Raw genomic sequence first — 18,994 nt, 5'->3', positions numbered from 1 at the left:
CCGGATCAAGTCACCTTCAGGTCGTCATAGCTGATCATGACATGTTCGTGGAACGCGCTTCGTTGGCTCAGGTCGTCGTAATAGCGGCGGATATTTTTCAGAGATGCTCTTGGAATTTCAATATCGTAGTAGCGGAAAAGTATGTGGCCAAGCTGAATGTCAGCCAGTGTCAGGTCGGGCCCGGAGATGAACTGGCTCTGCATCAGTTTCGAATCCGCGATTTTCAGTTTGCTTTCGAGCGCGTTGACAGCAGCTAAAATGGCACTTTCGTCCCGTGCCGACTGAGCCGTTCGAACGATGCGCCAGAACACTGGAACTGTGAACGCCATCGCGACATTGATCTTTGCCCATTCAGCCCATTTGTCCACCTCGGCCCGCTGAACAGGGTCCTTTGGCCAGAACGTATCGTCCCCGTATCGGGCGGCAAGGTAGCGCAGGATCGCACCGGTTTCCCAAATCGGTGGGGTGTCGCCGTCCTGCAAAACCGGAATGGTCTGGTTTGGGTTCAAGTGTTTGAACGGTTCGGTGTCCAAGCCACCAAAGTGATGTCCTAAATCATGGCGTCGATATTCAAGGCCAAGTTCACCAACACACCACATCAGGGCCTGAACATTCGATGATGTTTTGCGGCCCCAGATGGTCAGCATGGCTTAGAACAACGACCCTTGGTCAGGGGTGTCCTGTTTGGTTTTCCTGGCGGGCGTTTTGCCAGTCGCGCCGGTTTTCAAACGACCATCGGAGAATTCGATTTCCAGAACCGAATGCTCTGCGGCTTGTGACCTGGTTGTCATCACCTCGCCGTTGGCATGGACAACAGCGTAGCCGCGCTCCAGCGTTGCTTTGTAGCTGAGTGTTTCGCGCAGGCGGTCGGTTGCCTCAAGCTGCTGGCGCAATCGGTCCAGTCGCGTGGTTTGTGCGATGTTGAGCCGTTCGGTCAATCGGGACAAAGTCTCGCTACGGGCTTCGAGTTCACGTTGGATCGGGCGTAAAGACAGGCGTGACGACAGGTTGCGCCAGCGGTCGCGCCGTGTCTCCACCAGTCCGCGCAATGTCGAAGGGCGCAGGTGCGCGGACGCATCCAGCAGTTTGACTCGGCGGTTCTGTACGCCACGGATGAGCGCATTGGGGAGCCGTTCTGACACCTGATCCAGCCGCTGACGCGGCGTGTCCAGCAGCGTCTCGGCCCGGGGCAGGGCGCGAGACAGATCGCGCAAACGCTGGGCCCGCCGTTGGACCGCATCTGTGGCTGCCCGCGACAGGCGGGCGCCTTGTTCGCCGGTCCAGGCTAGCAACTCAATGCGCACTGGCACAGCCAGTTCGGCCGCCGCCGTGGGCGTGGGTGCGCGACGGTCCGAAACAAAATCGATCAGCGTTGTATCCGTCTCATGTCCAACGGCGGAGATCAACGGGATGTCCGACGCTGCCGTAGCACGGGCCACCGCTTCTTCATTGAATCCCCAGAGATCTTCGATTGATCCGCCGCCACGTGCAACAATGATCAGGTCGGGACGTGGAAGCGCCCCGCCGGATGTAAACTGGTTGAACCCAGTTATTGCGTTCGCGACTTCGGGTGCACAGTTTGAACCCTGAACGGCCACTGGCCAGATCAACACCTTACGGGGAAAACGATCTCGTAGGCGGTGCAGGATATCCCGGATCACCGCGCCTGATGGCGAAGTCACAACGCCTATGACTTGCGGCAAATAGGGCAGGGGCTTTTTGCGTTCCTGCGCAAACAAACCTTCGGCCTCAAGCTGTTTCTTTCGCTTTTCCAACAAGGCCATCAACGCGCCTTGCCCGGCGACTGCAACTTCGTCGACATTCAGGTTGTATTTCGACTGCGCCCCAAATGCGGTCAGACGACCGGTTACTACAACTTCCAGCCCTTCTTCGGGAACAACAGACAGGCCGGAAACTTGCCCTTTCCAAGTGGTGCAGGCCAGAACGTTCCGATCATCTTTGACGTCGTAATAGAGATGCCCGGACCGCGCTTTGAACACGCGCCCAACCTCGCCCCGCACGCGGATTCGCCCGAACGAGCCTTCGAGCGTGCGTTTCACCTCGCCCGAGATTTCCGAGACGGTGTATTCGGGTGTGTTTTGGCCCGGAACCGGGTCGTCAAGCAGGTCGGACATTTCAGCGCCTTGTGTCAAATGCGTGCCCAGCTTAGAACGCCCGGAAGGCAAGGCCAAGCAAATCGGAGCGCATTCATGAATATCCTCATTCTCGGCAGTGGTGGGCGCGAGCACAGCCTGGCCTGGGCCGTGTTGCAAAACCCTAAATGTGACCGCCTGATCGTGGCGCCGGGCAATGCCGGGATCGCCCAAATTGCCGATTGCGCGGCGCTGGATATCGAAAACGGCGGTGCGGTGGTCAGCTTTGCGGAAGAAAACGCGATTGATTTTGTCATTGTAGGCCCCGAGGCGCCATTGGCTGCGGGTGTTGCAGATCGTCTGCGTGAAGCCGGGGTGTTGGTTTTCGGACCCTCGGCGGAAGCGGCGCAATTGGAGGCTTCAAAGAGCTTTACCAAGGAAGTCTGTGATGCGTCGGGGGCACCGACAGCGGCGTATGCGCGATTTACCGAAGCTGGGCCTGCTAAAGCCTATATTCGCGAACAGGGCGCGCCGATTGTCGTCAAAGCTGATGGTCTGGCTGCAGGCAAGGGCGTGATCGTGGCGATGGAGGAACAGGACGCTCTGGACGCGATAGACGACATGTTCGGAGGGGCTTTTGGCGGTGCCGGGGCTGAGATTGTGATCGAAGAGTTCATGGACGGCGAAGAGGCGTCGTTGTTTGTGCTCTGCGATGGCGAGGGGATTCTTTCGATCGGAACCGCTCAGGACCACAAACGCGTCGGTGAAGGTGACACCGGACCGAACACCGGCGGCATGGGCGCCTATTCCCCCGCGCCGGTATTGAGTGCTGATATCGAGGCGCGCGCGATGGAAGAAATCATCCGGCCCACCATGGAGGAAATGAAGCGCCGGGGTATGCCGTTTCAGGGTGTCCTGTACGCGGGATTGATGATCAAGGACGGCCGGCCCCGTTTGGTGGAGTACAACGTTCGTTTTGGTGACCCGGAGTGTCAGGTTTTGATGATGCGCTTGGGGGCGCAGGCGATGGATCTGATGCACGCGGCAGCTGAGGGACGGTTAGGCGAAACGCAGGTCAACTGGGCGGATGATTATGCAATGACGGTGGTCATGGCTGCCGACGGGTATCCGGGATCCTATGAAAAAGGGACTTTTATCAAAGGTCTGGATTGTGTTCCTGAAGACAGCAGAAACATGGTTTTCCATGCAGGGACCAAGTCTGTTGACGGTCAGATCACCGCCTCAGGCGGGCGCGTGCTGAACGTTACCGCACGTGGTGAGACCTTGAAGCAAGCACGCGACCGGGCTTACGCGATGGTTGACGGGATCGATTGGCCGGACGGGTTTTACCGGCGCGACATCGGCTGGCGAGCGCTTTGATCAAAAAGCTCCCGTGCCCTTGCGCCGCATCTTAGATGCGTCTCAACAGGCCTTGGGCCGGGCAGCCCGCTGTCGCGGGCTGCGGCAGTACTATTGTGAACAGGCCATGTGCTGATCCATAGCTGCGGGCGAAAACGGGCCGAGTTGGTTTTTTACCCAACCGTTCGCGTAGCGCACACTGAAAATGTTGCGCCAATCTTCACTGGCCACAATGAGTTCCGGACCTGATCCGCATTCCCGGATGCCACCGCTGATGAAGTCTTCCCCGATCCGATGATTGGTGAGGCCGGGCAGGGTGGCGATTTCGGTCAATTGCCCGTTTTCAAAGCGCCAGATTCGCAAGGTCTTAGCCAGATGCGGGCGGTCGATATAGGCGACTTCAATATGACCATCACGGTCCAGATCCGCCGCGCCGATCGGGGCAAGCCAGCGGAAGCGTGTGCCAATATGCGGGGTGGCGGCAATCTTCTGCCCCGAGGCGTCATAAATCGCCAGCTGAGCGCCTTCTTGAGCTTGAGATTCCACGACGACTACTTCGAACTTGCCATCGGAATCTACGTCCATGAGACGTGGAGAGAGATCTTCGAATACCCGATTTTCTGGAAGGCGGATAGTCAGGACCGAATGATCTTGGGCAGCATCAGTTGCCTGTGTCTGTTTTGACCGTTGGGTCTGGACCGTGATTTCCAGCGTGCCGTATTCGATATTATCACCCAACACACCATGTGCGTATCGGGTGGTCGGTTCTGTGAAGCGTGCGGATATGATCGTGTCAGCCGCTGACGTTGGCCCTATTGTTAACAACCACACGCTTGACGCCAGCAGTGCGCCGCGAGCCCGGCCCAGCCACCGGCGAGCGCGCGTGTGCGGCGCTTCAAGATGCATCAGATCTGTTTTTCGGGCATCTGCACAACCAGACCGTCCAGCGCATCCGTGACCTTGATCTGGCAGGTCAGGCGCGACCGGGCAGGGTCCGGCTCATAAGCAAAGTCCAGCATGTCTTCTTCCATGTCATCTTTGTCGGGAATTTTCTCGACCCAGTCTGGGTGGATATAAACGTGGCAGGTCGAGCAGGCACAGGCGCCGCCGCAATCGGCTTCGATGCCGGGGATGTTGTTGTCACGGGCCCCTTCCATGACGGTCAGTCCGCTGGCGACTTCGACTGTGTGTTCGGTACCGCCATGCTCGACATAGGTGATCTTTGCCATTGCGTGCGTCTTCCTTCTGCGATGTTCGAACTCTTCCTTAGTCAAGGCATTTAGGTCTTTCCAGTCTCATTTGCGACTCATCTCGCCGGGTCTGGACTTTCCTTCTGTTTGTTCCATATTTGTTCTTTTCTCATCGTTCCATTTCGCGCGTTTCCCGAAATCGCGGCCTGCCTATTGGCTGGGCGCACGCCCAAAGGGGCGTTTGCAAATGCCGCAGTTTGGTGCGCGACCTACGAACCTTTCCCCTGCGCGCTATTGGCGCGCGTTTCGCAGATCGTGAATTTGCGCCAATGCTGCTTCGATCTTCAGCAGGATCAATGCCTCACCAATTTCCGACGAAGCAAGGTCAGGCCGGCCGTCAAATCCCGTATACCAACCCGGCGGAATTGGCAGAGGAGTACGGTTTGCTTCATCCGGTTTAACGAAAAGAATCTCAGACGTGTCACGAAGCCCGGCATGGGTTCCGATCTGTTCTTTGTCGAATCCCAAGTTTTCGAGATACGCGATTTGACCGTTCCTGTCGTAATAGTCGGAGATGTGACGCACAACGACGCCAGCAGAAGCAAGTTCAAGGGTCATTGTGTCGGCAACACGGGATTGAGGGGCCTGATTTCCGCCGCTATCTCCGATGAGGAGAATTTCATTAAACCCGTGCACAGCAAAGCTCCGAACCGAAGCTTCAAGCAGTTGTTCAAAAACAGGTTCTGGCACAGAAATGGTTCCGGGCCATTTCATATGAACAGTCGGTTCTGCGCCGACATCACCTTGCGGCACATAGGGCATCACAGGCGCGATCAGTGTATTTCCTAACCTGTCGGCAATTTTCTTACTGGTATGCGCTACAACAAAGTTGTGCCTACCAAGAACGGTGTGAGGCCCATTCTGTTCTGTGCCGCCGGTCGGGATGATGACCGTTTTATACCCTGCTTCCAGCGCGGCGTGGACTTCTGGCCACGTCATTTCTTCCACGAACAAGCGATTGGATTGGAACGTAGAGGATGCAACCCGAAAGTAGTTCAAGCTTGCGAGGGCCAATGCCGCAAATACCAAAAGCGAGATGTTTCTGGTAGACAACGACCGACGCATGCAAAACCCTTCTGATCCTGTTCTGTGGAATAGCACTAGCCGGTCATCATTCTTTGCGCCAGTCATCGTCAGCCGAAACCAGTAGCGCCCGTGTTGTCACACGGCAAAATACAGGTCGGGTGAAACGTGCATGCGCGGTGATCCAAGGGATTTGGAAGAAACCGAGAATATTCGGCCCGATCCGGACGTTTTGGTGGGTGCAGAAAGGGATGCCAGGCTTGCTAGGTCGGTGGTCAATGTAGCTCTCGAAGAATTCTCTGATAGGTTTCAGCTGGTGATTCCACATGTTGGGGTGACGCTGTCCAGTGTCGATCGATTTCCAGTTTTCCCACTTTAAGAATCTGCTCTGCGACTTCGGGCGGTGTGGTGCGATCGATGGATCCAGACGCCCAATCGTGAAGGGCGGTTGAATATCGCACGACAGCGCCGCTGCTTGGCAGAACAACCGATCCGCCTTCAGCGAAGAACTTCAGGCCATCGCCCATCTCTTCCCCTACAAGAACGAGATTGCGTCCTAAACGGTGCTTTAGAATAGCCACAAAAACAATTGCGGCAGAAAATGTGAATTTGTCGACAAGGACCGCGCAACGGCGCTTGTTCGAGCTTTCTGCGATTGCATCAATTAAAGGCAGGGTTTTCAGGAAATCTCCCCCAGTGTTTCCCCTGACGTCGATTAGCAGAGGTACGGCTGCATAGCTTCGTAGTCGAGCTGCTGCTTTCGCGATTGATCTGGATAGTCGGTTGTCGTCTGTTTCCAGAAAGCCGGGTAGGCACACAGAGAGCCCGATCCCGGGCCATACCGCGATATCGGCGAGGGCTTTGAAATCCCACACCGGATCCATCTGTCCATGCTCATTTCTCGGATACAATTGCGACGCAGGAACAATGTTTGAGTTGTCCACGACCATAGTATCGGCTTGCCCTTCCGCGCCTTGCATTAGGTAACTTGTTGTATCGCCGGCCGAAGCAGCCCCCAAATGAGACAGGGCCAGTGGCCACGAAAGCAAGATAGGGCCAACTACGCGTTTCCTTTGCGGCGTCCCGGCAAGATAACTTTGCGCGGCCGCTTCAACCTGTTCGACCGGAATGCCATTGACAGCAATCAGCTTTCCGATTGGGCTGTTGCTGGGAACCACCCCAGATTTCGTCAGGAATACAGATTTCCCGACGGTCACGAACCGAAGCGGCAGCACCGAGATCGCATCATTTGGGATCAGGCGCGTGTGTCCATTCGCCGGTAGTGCCAGTAGACGCATTGCCGAAAGCAAGAACTCGCCTTCTTTCTCGGCCAACGCGTCCTGTCGTACGTCCCTGATACAGGCTTCGACAATACTTGGTTCGACCGCTTGAAAGCTGGGGTCGATTCGGACGACCACGTCCAGAATTTGTTCAAGGTCTTCAACCAACGACACGGTTCAGACTTAAAGCAACGAAGAAACGGATGTCCATCATGATCTCAAATTGGACATCAGGCAAAACGCTCTAACGCCGAAACAAGATCCCTTGCGACTGCTTGTCCCTATGGTCCCCCCGCAGATCCGCATGCAGCGCGCGTCCTGCTTGGACCCCGGACCGAGAGCTGACGACCTCCAGCCAGCGCGCAAAGTGAGGTTTATCCTGCAGCACTTGTTGTTGGCCCTCCCATAAGCTGGCCCAACCCCAGACCGACATGTCTGCAATCGAGTAGAAATCGCCCGCGACGTATTCGTTTTCGGCCAGCCGCCGGTTCAGCACCCCGTATAGACGCGCGACCTCGGCTCGGTAGCGATCTTTGGCGTAGGGCAGGTCTTGCGGCGGATCCATCTGTGGGGCGTATTTCAGGAAGTGATGCGCCTGACCGGCCATCGGGCCCACGCCACCCATCTGCCACATCAACCATTCCTCAACGGCAATCCGGTCGCGTTCGGTATTACCGTAGAACTGACCTGTCTTGCGGGCCAGATACATCAGTATGGCACCGCTTTCGAAAACCGAGATCGGCGCGCCATCTGGACCTTTGGGATCAACGATGGCGGGCATCCGATTGTTGGGCGCGATCTTAAGAAAATTAGGTTCAAATTGATCGCCGTTGCCGATGTTGATCAGATGAGTGGTGTAGGGCAGCTCCATCTCTTCCAAAGCGATAGACACTTTCCAGCCGTTCGGCGTGGGCCAGAAATACAGGTCGATCGGGTGTGTCATGGGGCCTCCGCGTTTTGGCTTGATCATGCGGTTTTCGGTGGGATCGGCAAGGTTGGTTACGAAACCGTGACAAATTATCGTCGGACTTGACGACCAAACACAGGGGGCGTATTGGCCTGCTAGAAGCTACGTGGCGATTTGTTACCGGATTGCGGGCCACGATAAACAACACCGCTAAAAGGTCAGGATGAAAGACCCCTTTCGCTTGACCGCGTCTGGGGTTTTTTTGTTGGGCGCTCCGGGTTCGGAGCCGAAAGGAATGACATGAGCGAGAGCTGGAACAAGCGCACCCAAGCCGTCCATGGCGGCATCCGTCGCAGTCAGTACAACGAAGTAAGCGAAGCGATCTTCCTGACACAGGGCTTCGTCTACGATACCGCCGAACAGGCCGAAGCCCGGTTTCTGGAATGTGGTCCGGATGAGTTCATTTATGCCCGTTACGGCAACCCCACCGTGTCCATGTTCGAGCAGCGCATTGCCGCGCTGGAAGGTGGCGAAGATGCATTTGCCACGGCGTCTGGCATGGCGGCAGTCAATGGTGCATTGACGTCTATGTTGAAGGCTGGCGATCATGTTGTTTCGGCCAAGGCGCTGTTTGGCTCATGCTTGTACATCCTCGAGAACATCCTGACCGGCTATGGCGTCGATGTGACGTTTGTTGACGGAACGGATCTGGAGCAATGGCAGGCGGCAATCCGCCCCGAGACCAAAGCAGTGTTCTTTGAATCCATGTCGAATCCGACACTGGAAGTTATCGACATTGCCGCTGTGTCCAAGTTGGCGCATGCCGTCGGGGCCGTCGTAATTGTGGACAATGTGTTCTCGACCCCGGTGTTTTCGCGCGCGATCGAGCAGGGGGCAGATGTCGTCGTCTATTCGGCCACCAAACACATAGACGGGCAGGGGCGTGCCCTGGGTGGCGTTATCATTGGCACCAAAGAATTCATTCGCGGAACGGTCGAACCTTACCTGAAACACACCGGTGGTGCGCTAAGCCCCTTTAATGCGTGGATCATGCTCAAAGGGTTGGAAACCATGGCTTTGCGGGTCAATGCACAGGCAGACACCGCTTTGAAAATCGCAGAAGCGCTGGAAGGGCATGTGGCGTTGGAGCGGACTCTTTACCCAGGTCTGAAAACTCACGCGCAGAATGAATTGGTCCAGGCACAACTTGGCGGCAAAGGTGGCACGGTTCTTTCATTGGATATCAAGGGCGGCAAGGATGCTGCATTTGCGTTCCTGAACGCAATGACCATTCCAGCGATTTCCAACAATCTCGGGGACGCGAAATCGATCGCAACCCATCCTGCGACAACAACTCATCAGCGTCTGAGTGATGATCAGAAAGAAGAGCTGGGGATCACGCCGGGGCTGATCCGCTTGTCGGTTGGGCTGGAAGATTCTGGCGATCTTTTGGCTGACATACGGCAGGCACTGGACGTCTCACAAAGCTAGTTTGCGACGGCGATCCGGCCTTTTGCAGCGCTGTAGCTTGGTCATTTGCGATGGAACGCACATCCCTTTAGCGGCAATTTCGTTTGGTGTAGGCGCTTTAAGGCGCAAGGCGACCATTTTGCGCCGTTTTTTTCGATCCGGGCTGCAATATGACACGTATAGGGATAGACTGGAAAAAGACCGACAGTTGTATATATTCCTGCGACCAATCAAGGAACCCCATGCAATGAACGTTCATCCGCGCGACATTGACGAAACCCCTGATCGTGAACAGGCCGCTGAGGCCCTAAAGGTTCTGCGGGAATGGGCGCGATCAGCATCCGCAGCCGAGATCAGTCAGTTGGACCCGGCCGCCGCCCGTTTGATTCCTGGTCTAACGCCGGTGAACTACCCGTCACTGACGCGGGAATACCCCGAAGGTTTCACCGTTGATACTGCCTATCGTGCATCTTTGCCCGATTTGCAGAATGGCCCATCCAGTCTGATCCGTGGGGCCAAGCAGCAGATTCAGCACGTCGGCATCTCGAACTTCCGTCTGCCGATCCGGTTTCACCGCAAAGACGATGAAGATCTGACGTTGGAAACCTCGATCACTGGTACAGTCAGCCTTGAGGCCGAGAAAAAGGGCATCAACATGTCCCGGATCATGCGGTCTTTCTACAAGCACGCAGAACGCACCTTTAGTTTCGAGGTGATGGAAGCGGCTCTGAATGACTATATGACCGATCTGGAAAGCTTTGATGCCCGTATCCAGATGCGCTTTTCTTTTCCGGACAAGGTAACAAGCCTGCGATCCGGTCTGGAGGGGTATCAGTACTACGATATCGCGCTGGAACTGATCGAGCAAAATGGCGTGCGGCAAAAGATCATGCATCTCGACTATGTCTATTCGTCGACCTGTCCTTGTTCTCTTGAGTTGAGCGAACATGCGCGGTCGATGCGTGGTCAACTGGCGACCCCACATTCGCAACGGTCCGTGGCCCGGATTTCTGTAGTCGTGGATTGCGATGCCGATTGCCTCTGGTTCGAGGACCTGATCGCGCTGTGCCGTCGTGCGGTACCGACCGAAACTCAGGTGATGGTCAAGCGTGAAGATGAACAAGCGTTTGCGGAGTTGAACGCCGCCAATCCCATCTTCGTCGAAGATGCGGCGCGCTTGTTCTGTTCGGAGCTTCTTGCGGATCATCACGTTGGGGATTTCAGGATAATTGCCAGCCATCAGGAAAGCCTGCACAGCCATGATGCGGTTTCGATTCTGACAGAAGGGCCAACGTTTGAGGCGTCTAGCCTTGATCCGAGGTTGTTCACGACGTTGTTTCACATCGGCTGACCAGCGTGTAAGTCTCTAGAATTTAAAAAGATATCCCTTGAGTTGATGTTTTTTGCCGCGCCGCAGCAAAAAATGCTGCAATTGCGTTATAATCTGCGATACAGTGTGGACGAATGCTGCTGCAGCACGCGTGCGCCAATTATGGCGTGTTGCCCCGAAAGGAACCCGAGACGTGCGACGCCTTGGACTGCCATACCTTAACATCCGACCGAGCAATTGGAGCGGGCAGGGCACTTCATCCTAAAGTTTCGAGCTGCGTCGCGATTACAGGAGAAATACGTTATGAATCCAATTACCCAACAGCTGGAGCTTCAGGCTGCTGCAGTTCGCGTCGCAGGATATGCGATGGTGAACCAGCTGAAGATCATGCAGATCATGACCCGATCAGCGATCGAGCTGCCGATGGCGTCTATCAGCGCGCTGAAAATACCAACTTCTGCGGAACCTTCCGCACCCAAGAAGCCGGCTCCAAAGCGTTCAGCAACAGAGAAGCCAGTTACAAAACGCGCGAAACCCGGGGCTGTCAAAGCCTCGCCTGCCGCTAAAAAGCCTACGCCAAAGCCAAAGCCCAAGTCGGAACCTGTTGTAGCGTTCTCTGCAAAGCCACGCGCCACCGCGGCTGCACCAAAGGCAAAGGCACAGCCCGTAGCGGTCGCAAAACCCGAAACGAAGCCTGCTGAGGCGTCGCCCAAACCTGTGGCTAAGTCGCCGAAATCAACCGCCCGGAAAGCCGCTGCGCCAAAGACGCAAGCGGCTAAACCCGCCGTACGCAAAGCAACTGAAACAAAACCAACGCCTGCAGCGGTGTCAAATGTGACGACGGAGCAGCCTAAACCTGCGCCCCAAGCACGCCAAAGCGCTTCGGCGAAGGGCACGCAAACGACCAAGCAGGTCACGGCTACAGAGAAGCCGAAACCACAACCCCGCCGGACGCGTGCACCTTCGAAACCACCTGCTTTGCCAGCAGTGACCGCGAAAACCGACAAGTAATCGTCGATCATCTGCTTGACACGGTCGGGCTGCCACGCCAACGCTGCGCGTCATGATGGATCTTCGCCCGGTCGGATATGTTATTGGCCTGCTGGTCGCCATTCTTGGGGCGACCATGCTGTTGCCTATGGTCGCCGACATGATCGAAGGCCGGGGTGAGTGGTATGTCTTTCTCGAAAGCGCTATCATCACGACGCTGGCCGGTGCCGTTCTGGCGATGAGCTGCGCAAATGGCGTCGGCGAAGGGCTAACGATCCGGCAGACCTTTTTGCTGACCACAGGCGTTTGGGTGGCCTTGCCAGTCTTTGGTGCAATCCCGTTTCTGTTCGGGGAAACCGATCTGCGGTTTGTCGATGCCTATTTCGAAGCGATGTCGGGTCTGACAACAACCGGATCTACCGTGATTTCAGGGCTGGATGCATTGCCGCGCGGATTGTTGTTGTGGCGCGGCATCCTGCAATGGTTGGGTGGTATCGGCATCATTGTCGTCGCCATGGTTTTTTTGCCTGAACTGCGCGTTGGTGGGATGCAGATCTTCCGCTCAGAAGGGTTTGAAACCATGGGTAAAATCCTGCCGCGCGCGCAGGAGATTGCTGGCCAGATTTCCCTGATCTACGTGTTTCTGACCGTCGTCTGCGTCCTGGTCTATACCGGGTTCGGGATGAGCTTTTTTGATGCCCTTGTGCATGCACTGACGACGATTTCGACGGGCGGATTTTCGAACTACGACGCCTCGTTTGGAACATTCTCGGGGCCCGTTGAATACGCGGCTTCGGTCTTTATGATTTTGGCAGCGTTGCCCTTTGTCAGATACGTCCAATTGGCAAACGGACACACCAGCCCTCTGTGGAAAGACAGCCAGATCCGTGCGTTTCTGGCCACGATTTTTGTGCTGGTGGTCATCATGTCGGTCTTTTTGACTTCGGTCTTCCCGCATCATTGGGAACAGGCCTTTCGGGAATCTTTGTTCAACATCACGTCGATCATTTCTGGCACAGGATATGCCAGCGTCGACTACATGGGGTGGGGCAGCTTTCCGATTATGTTGTTCTTTCTGATTGGCCTGATCGGAGGATGCGCGGGATCCACTGCTTGTTCCATCAAAGTGTTCCGCTACCAGCTTCTGTTCGCGTCGATCAAAACTCAGATTCGGCGGATCCGCTCGCCGCATGGTGTGTTCATGCCGCTCTATGATGGGCGCCCGGTCGGGCGAGATGTTCTGACCTCGGTCATGAGCTTTTTTATGTTCTTCGTGGTGTCGATGGGCGTTTTATCCTGGGCACTGGCTTTGACCGGGCTGGACTTCATCACATCTGTGTCGGGGGCCGCGACGGCCTTGGCAAATGTCGGGCCCGGTTTGGGCGATCAGATCGGACCGGCTGGCAATTTTGCAGGTCTGAACGACACTGCAAAATGGCTGCTGACGATTGGTATGCTTGTTGGGCGTCTCGAGCTTTTGGCTGTCTACGCCATCTTTACCGTTCAATTCTGGAGAGGCTGATGAAACGACCCCTTGGTGCGCAAATTTCGCACATGCTCAGGGATCGCGGTGTTGACGTGATTTTTGGCATTCCCGGCGTGCATAATCAGGAAATGTATCGTGGCATTGAAGAGGCCGGAATTACCCATGTTCTGGCCCGTCACGAACAGGGTGCAGGGTTCATGGCTGACGGATACGCTCGCGCATCTGGTAAGCCCGGGGTTGCCTATGTGATTACGGGGCCAGGCCTGTGCAACATCATGACCCCGATGGGGCAGGCCTACAGCGACTCGGTACCGATGCTGGTTCTGTCGTCTTGTCTGGACGAGGCACAGGCGCAAAGGGGCCAATTGCACCAGATGAAAGACCAGCGAGCTGCGGCGGACACAGTGGCGGACTGGTCTGTGCAGGCCAACACGGCCATGGCTGCCTATAGCCTGGTGGAACGCGCCTTCGAAGAATTCGAACTGTCACGTCCCCGCCCCAAGCACATACAGGTGCCGATTGCTCAACTTGAGGCTGGCGCGGACCCTGCGCCATTCCCCAATCAACCTGCACTACGGACCCAAGCCCTACCGCCTGACGTTGCGCCGGTCGTTTCCTTGCTGAACATTGCGCGTAGGCCCTTGTTTGTCCTTGGCGGCGGATGCAGGTCTAATCATTGGCGGCAAATTCTAACACAACTTGGCGCGGCGTGTTTTACGACTTATGCCGGGCGGGGAATGGTTGGGCTTGACTACGCGTTGGATTTTGGCGCGATGCTGCCGCGACCGGGCAGCGCGGAAGTGATTGCATCGGCAGATCTGGTGATTGCGGTCGGTGCAGAGTTGGGCGACGTCGATTTATGGCGCAACGCCTTGGGCCATACGGTCAATCTGGTGCGCATCGATTTGGACCCCGAAGTGTTGTCGGACCATCACCGGGCAGCTGTGAAGATACAGGCCGACAGTGAGAGCTTTGCCCGTTCACTATGGGCCGCTACCGAAAGCGCGAAACCAGCCAGCGGCTGGACACCAGAAGAGGTTGCCGAGGCGCGTGCACGCTGGCGGGCCGAGGTTGATGCAGAACGGCCCGGCATTGTTCCGGTGGCGGATGCTCTGCGCGCAGCGATGCCGGCTGATACGATGATCTATTCGGACATGACCCAGTTCGCCTATGTCGCGAAAGAAGTCTGGGACATGGCCTATCCCCATCACTGGCACCACCCAACCGGGTTTGGGACATTGGGGTACGCATTGCCTGCCGGGATCGGTGGAGCGGTTGCGCGACGCGGCAAACCAACAGCAGTGATCGCAGGCGATTACGGCTTTCACTATACAATGCAAGAGCTTGGGGTCGCGGTCGAGCTTGGCTTACCCCTTCCGATTATCCTTTGGGACAATGGCAAACTCAAAGAGATCGAAGACAGCATGGTGCGGGGGCAGATTGCGCCAAACGCGGTCGTGGCCCGCAACCCCGATTTTTGCAAACTTGCCGAAGCGTTCGGGGCACTATCTGCATCACCGACCAATTTGAGTGAGATGCAGAATGCGGTTCGCGCCGCATTCCAAGCGCCGGTACCCACCTTGATACACGTTACGCCGAACATTCTGTAGCCTCACGAAAAAAAGCGCCGCAATTCTGCGGCGCTTTCACTACTTAGATTGGAACTTGTTTAGTCCCAGCAATTGACCAGAACAGTCATACCTGCGGCACGGCGGTTCAACTCATTAGGCGAGATCTGCGCGCTTGCTTGCCCCGACTGACCTGAGACACCAGCTTGGGTCAGGATATCCGTCAACCGCTCGACTGATGCAGACAAGCTGACGGAGTCGGGAAGCGTGCGCCCTTCGGATGGCGTTGGCAGCAGCATTCCAACAACGTTTCCACTGTCGTTGAAGACAGGGCCACCGGCATCGCCGGGTTGTGCGTTCAGTGCCAAACGTTTGACACCTTCCTCGCCGTCGAGACCTCGGATATCGGCGATTTGCCCATAAGTCAGTGTCGGCGCGCCCAAGGCGCCCTGATAGGAATAACCTGAGACGGCCACTTCGGACTGAATACGAGGGCGATCTGCGCTGAACTCAGCCACACTCATCGGCGCTAGGGCCTGACTAGGTCGCAGAACCGAGACGCCCAGATCGGCATCGGTCCACGCCACCTCGACCTCCTGATCGCCATCCAGGGTGATACGTGTGCAACTGTCGGCGGCCTCGGATACGGTTAAAACAGCACCGCTGGCATCGGCAAAGAAACCTGACCGCGACAAACGTGGTTTGCGCACTTGAAGGCCAGACACCAGATCGATCCGCTGTTCGGCGTTCGCTCCGGCGCTGGCATCCAATACAGCTTCAGAGGTTGCAAAGCTGGACGTCATTGCAGCCAAAATTCTGATCCGGCGGGCTTCGTCGTTTTCTGGCCAAACCAGCGTGAACCCTTTGATCTGCCCGTCTTGAAGCTTTGCCTGGGTGTAGGAGACGATGCCGTTTCCACGCCCTTCCAGAGTAAAACGATCCCCTTTCAATTCACGGGGGCCATTCAGCGGTACGATTTCCAGGGACTGCATCACGTCATAAAGCGCGCGCAAGGTGGATTTGGTGCCGTCCTGGCTGATCAGAAGCGCTTTGGCGCCCAGATCGGTTGAGCTTTGGAAATGGGCGAACGGCGCCTTGTACTGATCAAACTCAATTGCGCCAAGTGGCATGTCCATCGCAATGCCTGCCTGATCGTCCGAATAGGGCGCCATTCCAACGCTGATCAAGGGGGCGTTGTACTCCTCCATCAAAGCCTGCCGCTGCAGGGTGGTCAGAACGCCAGTTGGTTCGTACCCGTTGAAACGCTGCCAGTCGCCCATGGATCGGCGTGTGCCTTGGCCGAACGCGCCATCGATGGTCGAGTTGTAGAACCCGGCTGCCTGCAACGCGGTCTGAAGGTCCTTCCGTTCCTGCGCGGTCAGAAGGCGTTCGTTTTGCAGGGCTTCCGACCGGGTTTCGTCTGTGCTTTGCGGTTGAATTTCGGTCAGGTTTTGTTCTGGCTGCACTTCGGGCTCTACCGGAGGCCTAACGGCGCCACGATTCAGCACATTTGCTCCGATCGGCCAAAACTGTTGTCCCAAGGTATTGGAGAACGCAATGAAGCTGTCCGATGGTATCTGACCTTCGGCGCGGTACACCCGCAGGACCTGTTCTGCATCGCTGCGCAAATAGGGGCCAACGACGATTGCGTACCAGCCGCTGTTCAGGCGAAACCCGTTCACGTCAGGCAATGTGTTGGCATAAGCCTGCGCCCGGTCCCGTGCTTCACGTAGTGACGGTTGGGCTTCGACTTGGACCCAAACGCCCGGATCCTGTTGGGCCGTTGCGGCACGCAGGCCAAACATAAGAAACAATAAAGTAGCTGATAAAATGCGTGTCATCTTCCGCCCGTCTTGTGCAGTGTTTGTTCTTTGGCGCAGAGTACGCGATTTCACCCGGCGAATACCATGCTGAGATGAACGGGTTTCTAGGGTGTGGCCGCGCAGTTACAGCAATAAGCCATTGGCCCGTTGACGCCCCTTGGCCCCTTGCATAGGAAGGGCAAAACCGACCGGAACCGGGCGCTGATGCGTCCAAAGGGAATGTCATGACCGAACCGTCCAGCGCACCTCGATCTTTTCAGGAGATTATCCTGCGACTTCAGTCCTATTGGGCGTCCAAGGGCTGTGCCATTCTACAACCCTATGACATGGAAGTTGGGGCAGGGACGTTCCATCCCGCGACGACGCTGCGCGCGCTGGGGTCGAAAGCCTGGGCCGCGGCTTACGTGCAGCCGTCACGCCGTCCCACCGACGGGCGATATGGTGAGAACCCGAACCGGTTGCAGCATTATTATCAGTATCAGGTTCTGATCAAACCCAGCCCATCAGATTTGCAAGAGCTTTATCTTGGTTCATTGCGGGCCATCGGCATTGATATGGATCTGCACGACATCCGCTTTGTCGAAGATGACTGGGAAAGCCCCACGCTGGGTGCTTGGGGTCTGGGCTGGGAGGTCTGGTGCGACGGTATGGAAGTCAGCCAGTTCACCTACTTCCAGCAGGTCGGTGGCCATGACTGCGCGCCTGTTTCGGGCGAGTTGACTTATGGCTTGGAGCGTCTGGCGATGTATGTGTTGGGCATCGACCATGTGATGGACATGCCCTTTAACGATCCGCAATCCCCCAGCCCGCTGACCTATGGCGATATCTTCAAGCAAACCGAAGAGGAATACGCCCGCTGGAACTTTGACGTGGCTAATACCGAAGTTCTATTGCGCCATTTCGAAGAGGCTGAAGCCGAATGTGCCAGCATTCTGGCGCAGGAACATGACGATCCTAAAACCGGCAAACGCATTGTCATGGCGCACCCGGCCTATGACCAGTGCATTAAGGCCAGCCATATTTTCAATCTGCTTGACGCGCGCGGCGTGATCTCGGTGACCGAACGCCAAGCCTATATCGGCCGGGTGCGCGCATTGGCCAAACAATGCGCCGATGCGTTTGTTCAGACCGAGGCAGCCGGGCATACGGCCTGATGGGTCGTTTAGGCCAGCCCAGGCAACAAGACCTTAAGGCCATCTGCGATCATGCCAATCGCGATGGCCGACAGGATCATGCCCATGAACCGGCTCATGATCACGCGCGCGTTCTCGGACAAGCGCTTGGCCAACCACGCGGCATTCCAGAAGGTGATCAGCAGCAGCAGCACAACGCTCAGAAAAACACCTGCAAAGACAACGGCTTCGGTGAGCTTTGTCACATGATGGGCATAGAGTATCAGCGTGGTAATCGTTCCCGGCCCAACCAGAATGGGGAATGCCAGAGGGTAAAAAGCCACCGTGTCGGGCGACGGATAAGACCGTTTCTCACCTTCGGTCCCGTGATGCGAACTGCTTTCGCTGCCGTTCAACATGTTCATCCCAATCATCAGGACAACCAGACCTCCGGCCACGCGCAAATGATTGACCGTGATGCCGAACAAACCCAGGGTCTGACTGCCAATAGACGCAAAAGCGCCGCCAAGGATCAAACAATAGAGGCAGGTTTTCAAAGCGACTTTTCTTTGGTCAGCCGCAGGAAGATCTTGTGTGACGCTCAGAAAAACCGGCAAGTTGCTGATCGGGTTCATGATCGCAAAGAGCGCGCCGAAAAATCCTACGGCAAGGGTCGTTTCCATAAAAGCAGCCTCAGCTTTGCCTGTTCCGCAATGGAACCTGTCCTATTTCTAAGCCACTTGAAAGAGCCTGCGTAAAAGGAAGAGCGAAAAAATGACTGGAAAGGTTCTGGCACTCATACTTTTGTTATCCGCCACGATTGCTGGCGCGGGCATGTATTACTTGCAGGTCTATGGCTACTATTACACTGTTCAACCCAATCCCGGCGCGGATGTGGTGTTACTGGCCGAAGGTGCGGATACACCGCAACCCATCCCCTATACCGGCTTTCAGGCGATTGATGCCGACAGCTCTCCGATCCGATATCGTGCATGCTTTGAAACTGAATTGACGCTGGATGAATTGCGCGCCACCTACATACCCGCCGAGGAGGCAACGCCGCTGACTGCGCCCGGTTGGTTTGACTGCTACGATGCCATCGAGCTAGCAGATGCCATGAAAACAGGTCAGGCAGAAGCGTTCATTGGCGTGAAGAACGTCCATTTCGGAGTGGACCGCATTGTGGCAGTAACGCAGGATGGCCGAGGTTTCATCTGGCACGTTCTGAACAATTGCGGCGAGAAAGCCTATGACGGTACGGTCGTCGGCGAAGAATGTCCGCCCAGACCGCAGAGTTGAGATG

General features: G+C 56.3%; 17 protein-coding genes and 1 riboswitch. Of the genes, 7 read left to right on the top strand and 10 right to left on the bottom strand.

Annotated elements, in window-relative coordinates:
* Positions 1–5 precede the first annotated feature (5 nt).
* A complete protein-coding gene (locus tag ACR0BU_RS01105) occupies positions 6–647 on the bottom strand; it encodes a glutathione S-transferase family protein (RefSeq protein WP_480735172.1) in 642 nt (213 codons plus the stop codon).
* 3 nt (positions 648–650) lie between these two features.
* Positions 651–2,135 (bottom strand): exodeoxyribonuclease VII large subunit, encoded by a 1,485-nt coding sequence (xseA, locus tag ACR0BU_RS01100; protein ID WP_298932611.1) that lies wholly within the window; start codon positions 2,133–2,135, stop codon positions 651–653.
* Positions 2,136–2,210: 75 nt separating this feature from the next.
* On the opposite strand from xseA, the gene purD reads away from it, so the two are divergent.
* Positions 2,211–3,473, top strand: a complete 1,263-nt coding sequence (gene purD, locus ACR0BU_RS01095; RefSeq protein WP_480735174.1) for a phosphoribosylamine--glycine ligase — start codon at positions 2,211–2,213, stop codon at positions 3,471–3,473.
* A gap of 90 nt (positions 3,474–3,563) precedes the next feature.
* On the opposite strand, the gene ACR0BU_RS01090 is transcribed toward purD, so the two are convergent.
* From ACR0BU_RS01090 to ACR0BU_RS01070, 5 genes are all read right to left on the bottom strand, one after another.
* On the bottom strand, positions 3,564–4,358 hold the full coding sequence (locus tag ACR0BU_RS01090; protein WP_480735175.1) for an FG-GAP repeat domain-containing protein: 795 nt from the start codon (positions 4,356–4,358) through the stop codon (positions 3,564–3,566).
* Positions 4,358–4,681, bottom strand: coding sequence for a 2Fe-2S iron-sulfur cluster-binding protein (locus tag ACR0BU_RS01085; protein WP_298932607.1), 324 nt, complete (start codon positions 4,679–4,681; stop codon positions 4,358–4,360). Before ACR0BU_RS01085 ends, ACR0BU_RS01090 begins: the two co-directional genes overlap by 1 nt.
* A gap of 252 nt (positions 4,682–4,933) precedes the next feature.
* Positions 4,934–5,767, bottom strand: a complete 834-nt coding sequence (locus ACR0BU_RS01080; protein WP_480735177.1) for a creatininase family protein — start codon at positions 5,765–5,767, stop codon at positions 4,934–4,936.
* 233 nt (positions 5,768–6,000) lie between these two features.
* Positions 6,001–7,179 carry a S41 family peptidase gene (locus tag ACR0BU_RS01075; RefSeq protein ID WP_480735178.1) on the bottom strand — a complete coding sequence of 393 codons (1,179 nt, stop codon included), beginning with the start codon at positions 7,177–7,179 and terminating at the stop codon, positions 6,001–6,003.
* A 70-nt stretch (positions 7,180–7,249) separates the two neighbouring features.
* Positions 7,250–7,948: a glutathione S-transferase N-terminal domain-containing protein gene (locus tag ACR0BU_RS01070; RefSeq protein ID WP_299885030.1), complete on the bottom strand. Its 699-nt coding sequence runs from the start codon at positions 7,946–7,948 to the stop codon at positions 7,250–7,252.
* Positions 7,949–8,068: 120 nt separating this feature from the next.
* Positions 8,069–8,146: riboswitch (SAM riboswitch) on the top strand.
* Positions 8,147–8,212: 66 nt separating this feature from the next.
* Here ACR0BU_RS01070 and metZ point away from each other — a divergent pair.
* Together metZ and folE2 are read left to right on the top strand one after the other, a co-directional pair.
* Positions 8,213–9,403, top strand: a complete 1,191-nt coding sequence (gene metZ / locus ACR0BU_RS01065) for an O-succinylhomoserine sulfhydrylase (protein WP_480735179.1) — start codon at positions 8,213–8,215, stop codon at positions 9,401–9,403.
* 226 nt (positions 9,404–9,629) lie between these two features.
* Positions 9,630–10,733, top strand: coding sequence for a GTP cyclohydrolase FolE2 (gene folE2, locus ACR0BU_RS01060; protein ID WP_300067438.1), 1,104 nt, complete (start codon positions 9,630–9,632; stop codon positions 10,731–10,733).
* 311 nt (positions 10,734–11,044) lie between these two features.
* On the opposite strand, the gene ACR0BU_RS01055 is transcribed toward folE2, so the two are convergent.
* On the bottom strand, positions 11,045–11,734 hold the full coding sequence (locus tag ACR0BU_RS01055; RefSeq protein WP_480735181.1) for a hypothetical protein: 690 nt from the start codon (positions 11,732–11,734) through the stop codon (positions 11,045–11,047).
* 41 nt (positions 11,735–11,775) lie between these two features.
* On the opposite strand from ACR0BU_RS01055, the gene ACR0BU_RS01050 reads away from it, so the two are divergent.
* Together ACR0BU_RS01050 and ACR0BU_RS01045 are read left to right on the top strand one after the other, a co-directional pair.
* The gene (locus tag ACR0BU_RS01050; RefSeq protein WP_298932594.1) at positions 11,776–13,224 is read left to right on the top strand and encodes a TrkH family potassium uptake protein; all 1,449 of its coding nucleotides are present in this window, start codon (positions 11,776–11,778) and stop codon (positions 13,222–13,224) included.
* Positions 13,224–14,798: a thiamine pyrophosphate-binding protein gene (locus ACR0BU_RS01045; protein ID WP_480735183.1), complete on the top strand. Its 1,575-nt coding sequence runs from the start codon at positions 13,224–13,226 to the stop codon at positions 14,796–14,798. The genes ACR0BU_RS01050 and ACR0BU_RS01045 overlap by 1 nt, the downstream gene beginning before the upstream one ends.
* Positions 14,799–14,857: 59 nt before the next feature.
* On the opposite strand, the gene ACR0BU_RS01040 is transcribed toward ACR0BU_RS01045, so the two are convergent.
* Positions 14,858–16,597, bottom strand: a complete 1,740-nt coding sequence (locus ACR0BU_RS01040; protein WP_480735185.1) for a serine protease — start codon at positions 16,595–16,597, stop codon at positions 14,858–14,860.
* A 206-nt stretch (positions 16,598–16,803) separates the two neighbouring features.
* Here ACR0BU_RS01040 and ACR0BU_RS01035 point away from each other — a divergent pair, with 206 nt between their 5' ends.
* The gene (locus ACR0BU_RS01035) at positions 16,804–17,733 is read left to right on the top strand and encodes a glycine--tRNA ligase subunit alpha (protein WP_480735187.1); all 930 of its coding nucleotides are present in this window, start codon (positions 16,804–16,806) and stop codon (positions 17,731–17,733) included.
* 8 nt (positions 17,734–17,741) lie between these two features.
* Here the strand turns inward: ACR0BU_RS01035 and ACR0BU_RS01030 are convergent, their stop codons facing one another.
* Positions 17,742–18,374, bottom strand: coding sequence for a MarC family protein (locus ACR0BU_RS01030; RefSeq protein ID WP_298932586.1), 633 nt, complete (start codon positions 18,372–18,374; stop codon positions 17,742–17,744).
* A gap of 91 nt (positions 18,375–18,465) precedes the next feature.
* Between ACR0BU_RS01030 and ACR0BU_RS01025 the strand changes: the two genes are divergently transcribed.
* Positions 18,466–18,990 carry a DUF6446 family protein gene (locus tag ACR0BU_RS01025; protein WP_480735188.1) on the top strand — a complete coding sequence of 175 codons (525 nt, stop codon included), beginning with the start codon at positions 18,466–18,468 and terminating at the stop codon, positions 18,988–18,990.
* Positions 18,991–18,994: the final 4 nt, after the last annotated feature.

Source organism: Ruegeria sp. CK2 (genome assembly GCF_056536585.1).
The sequence above is the reverse complement of the archived record's forward strand: the minus strand, read 5'-3'. Positions and strand labels throughout refer to the sequence as shown.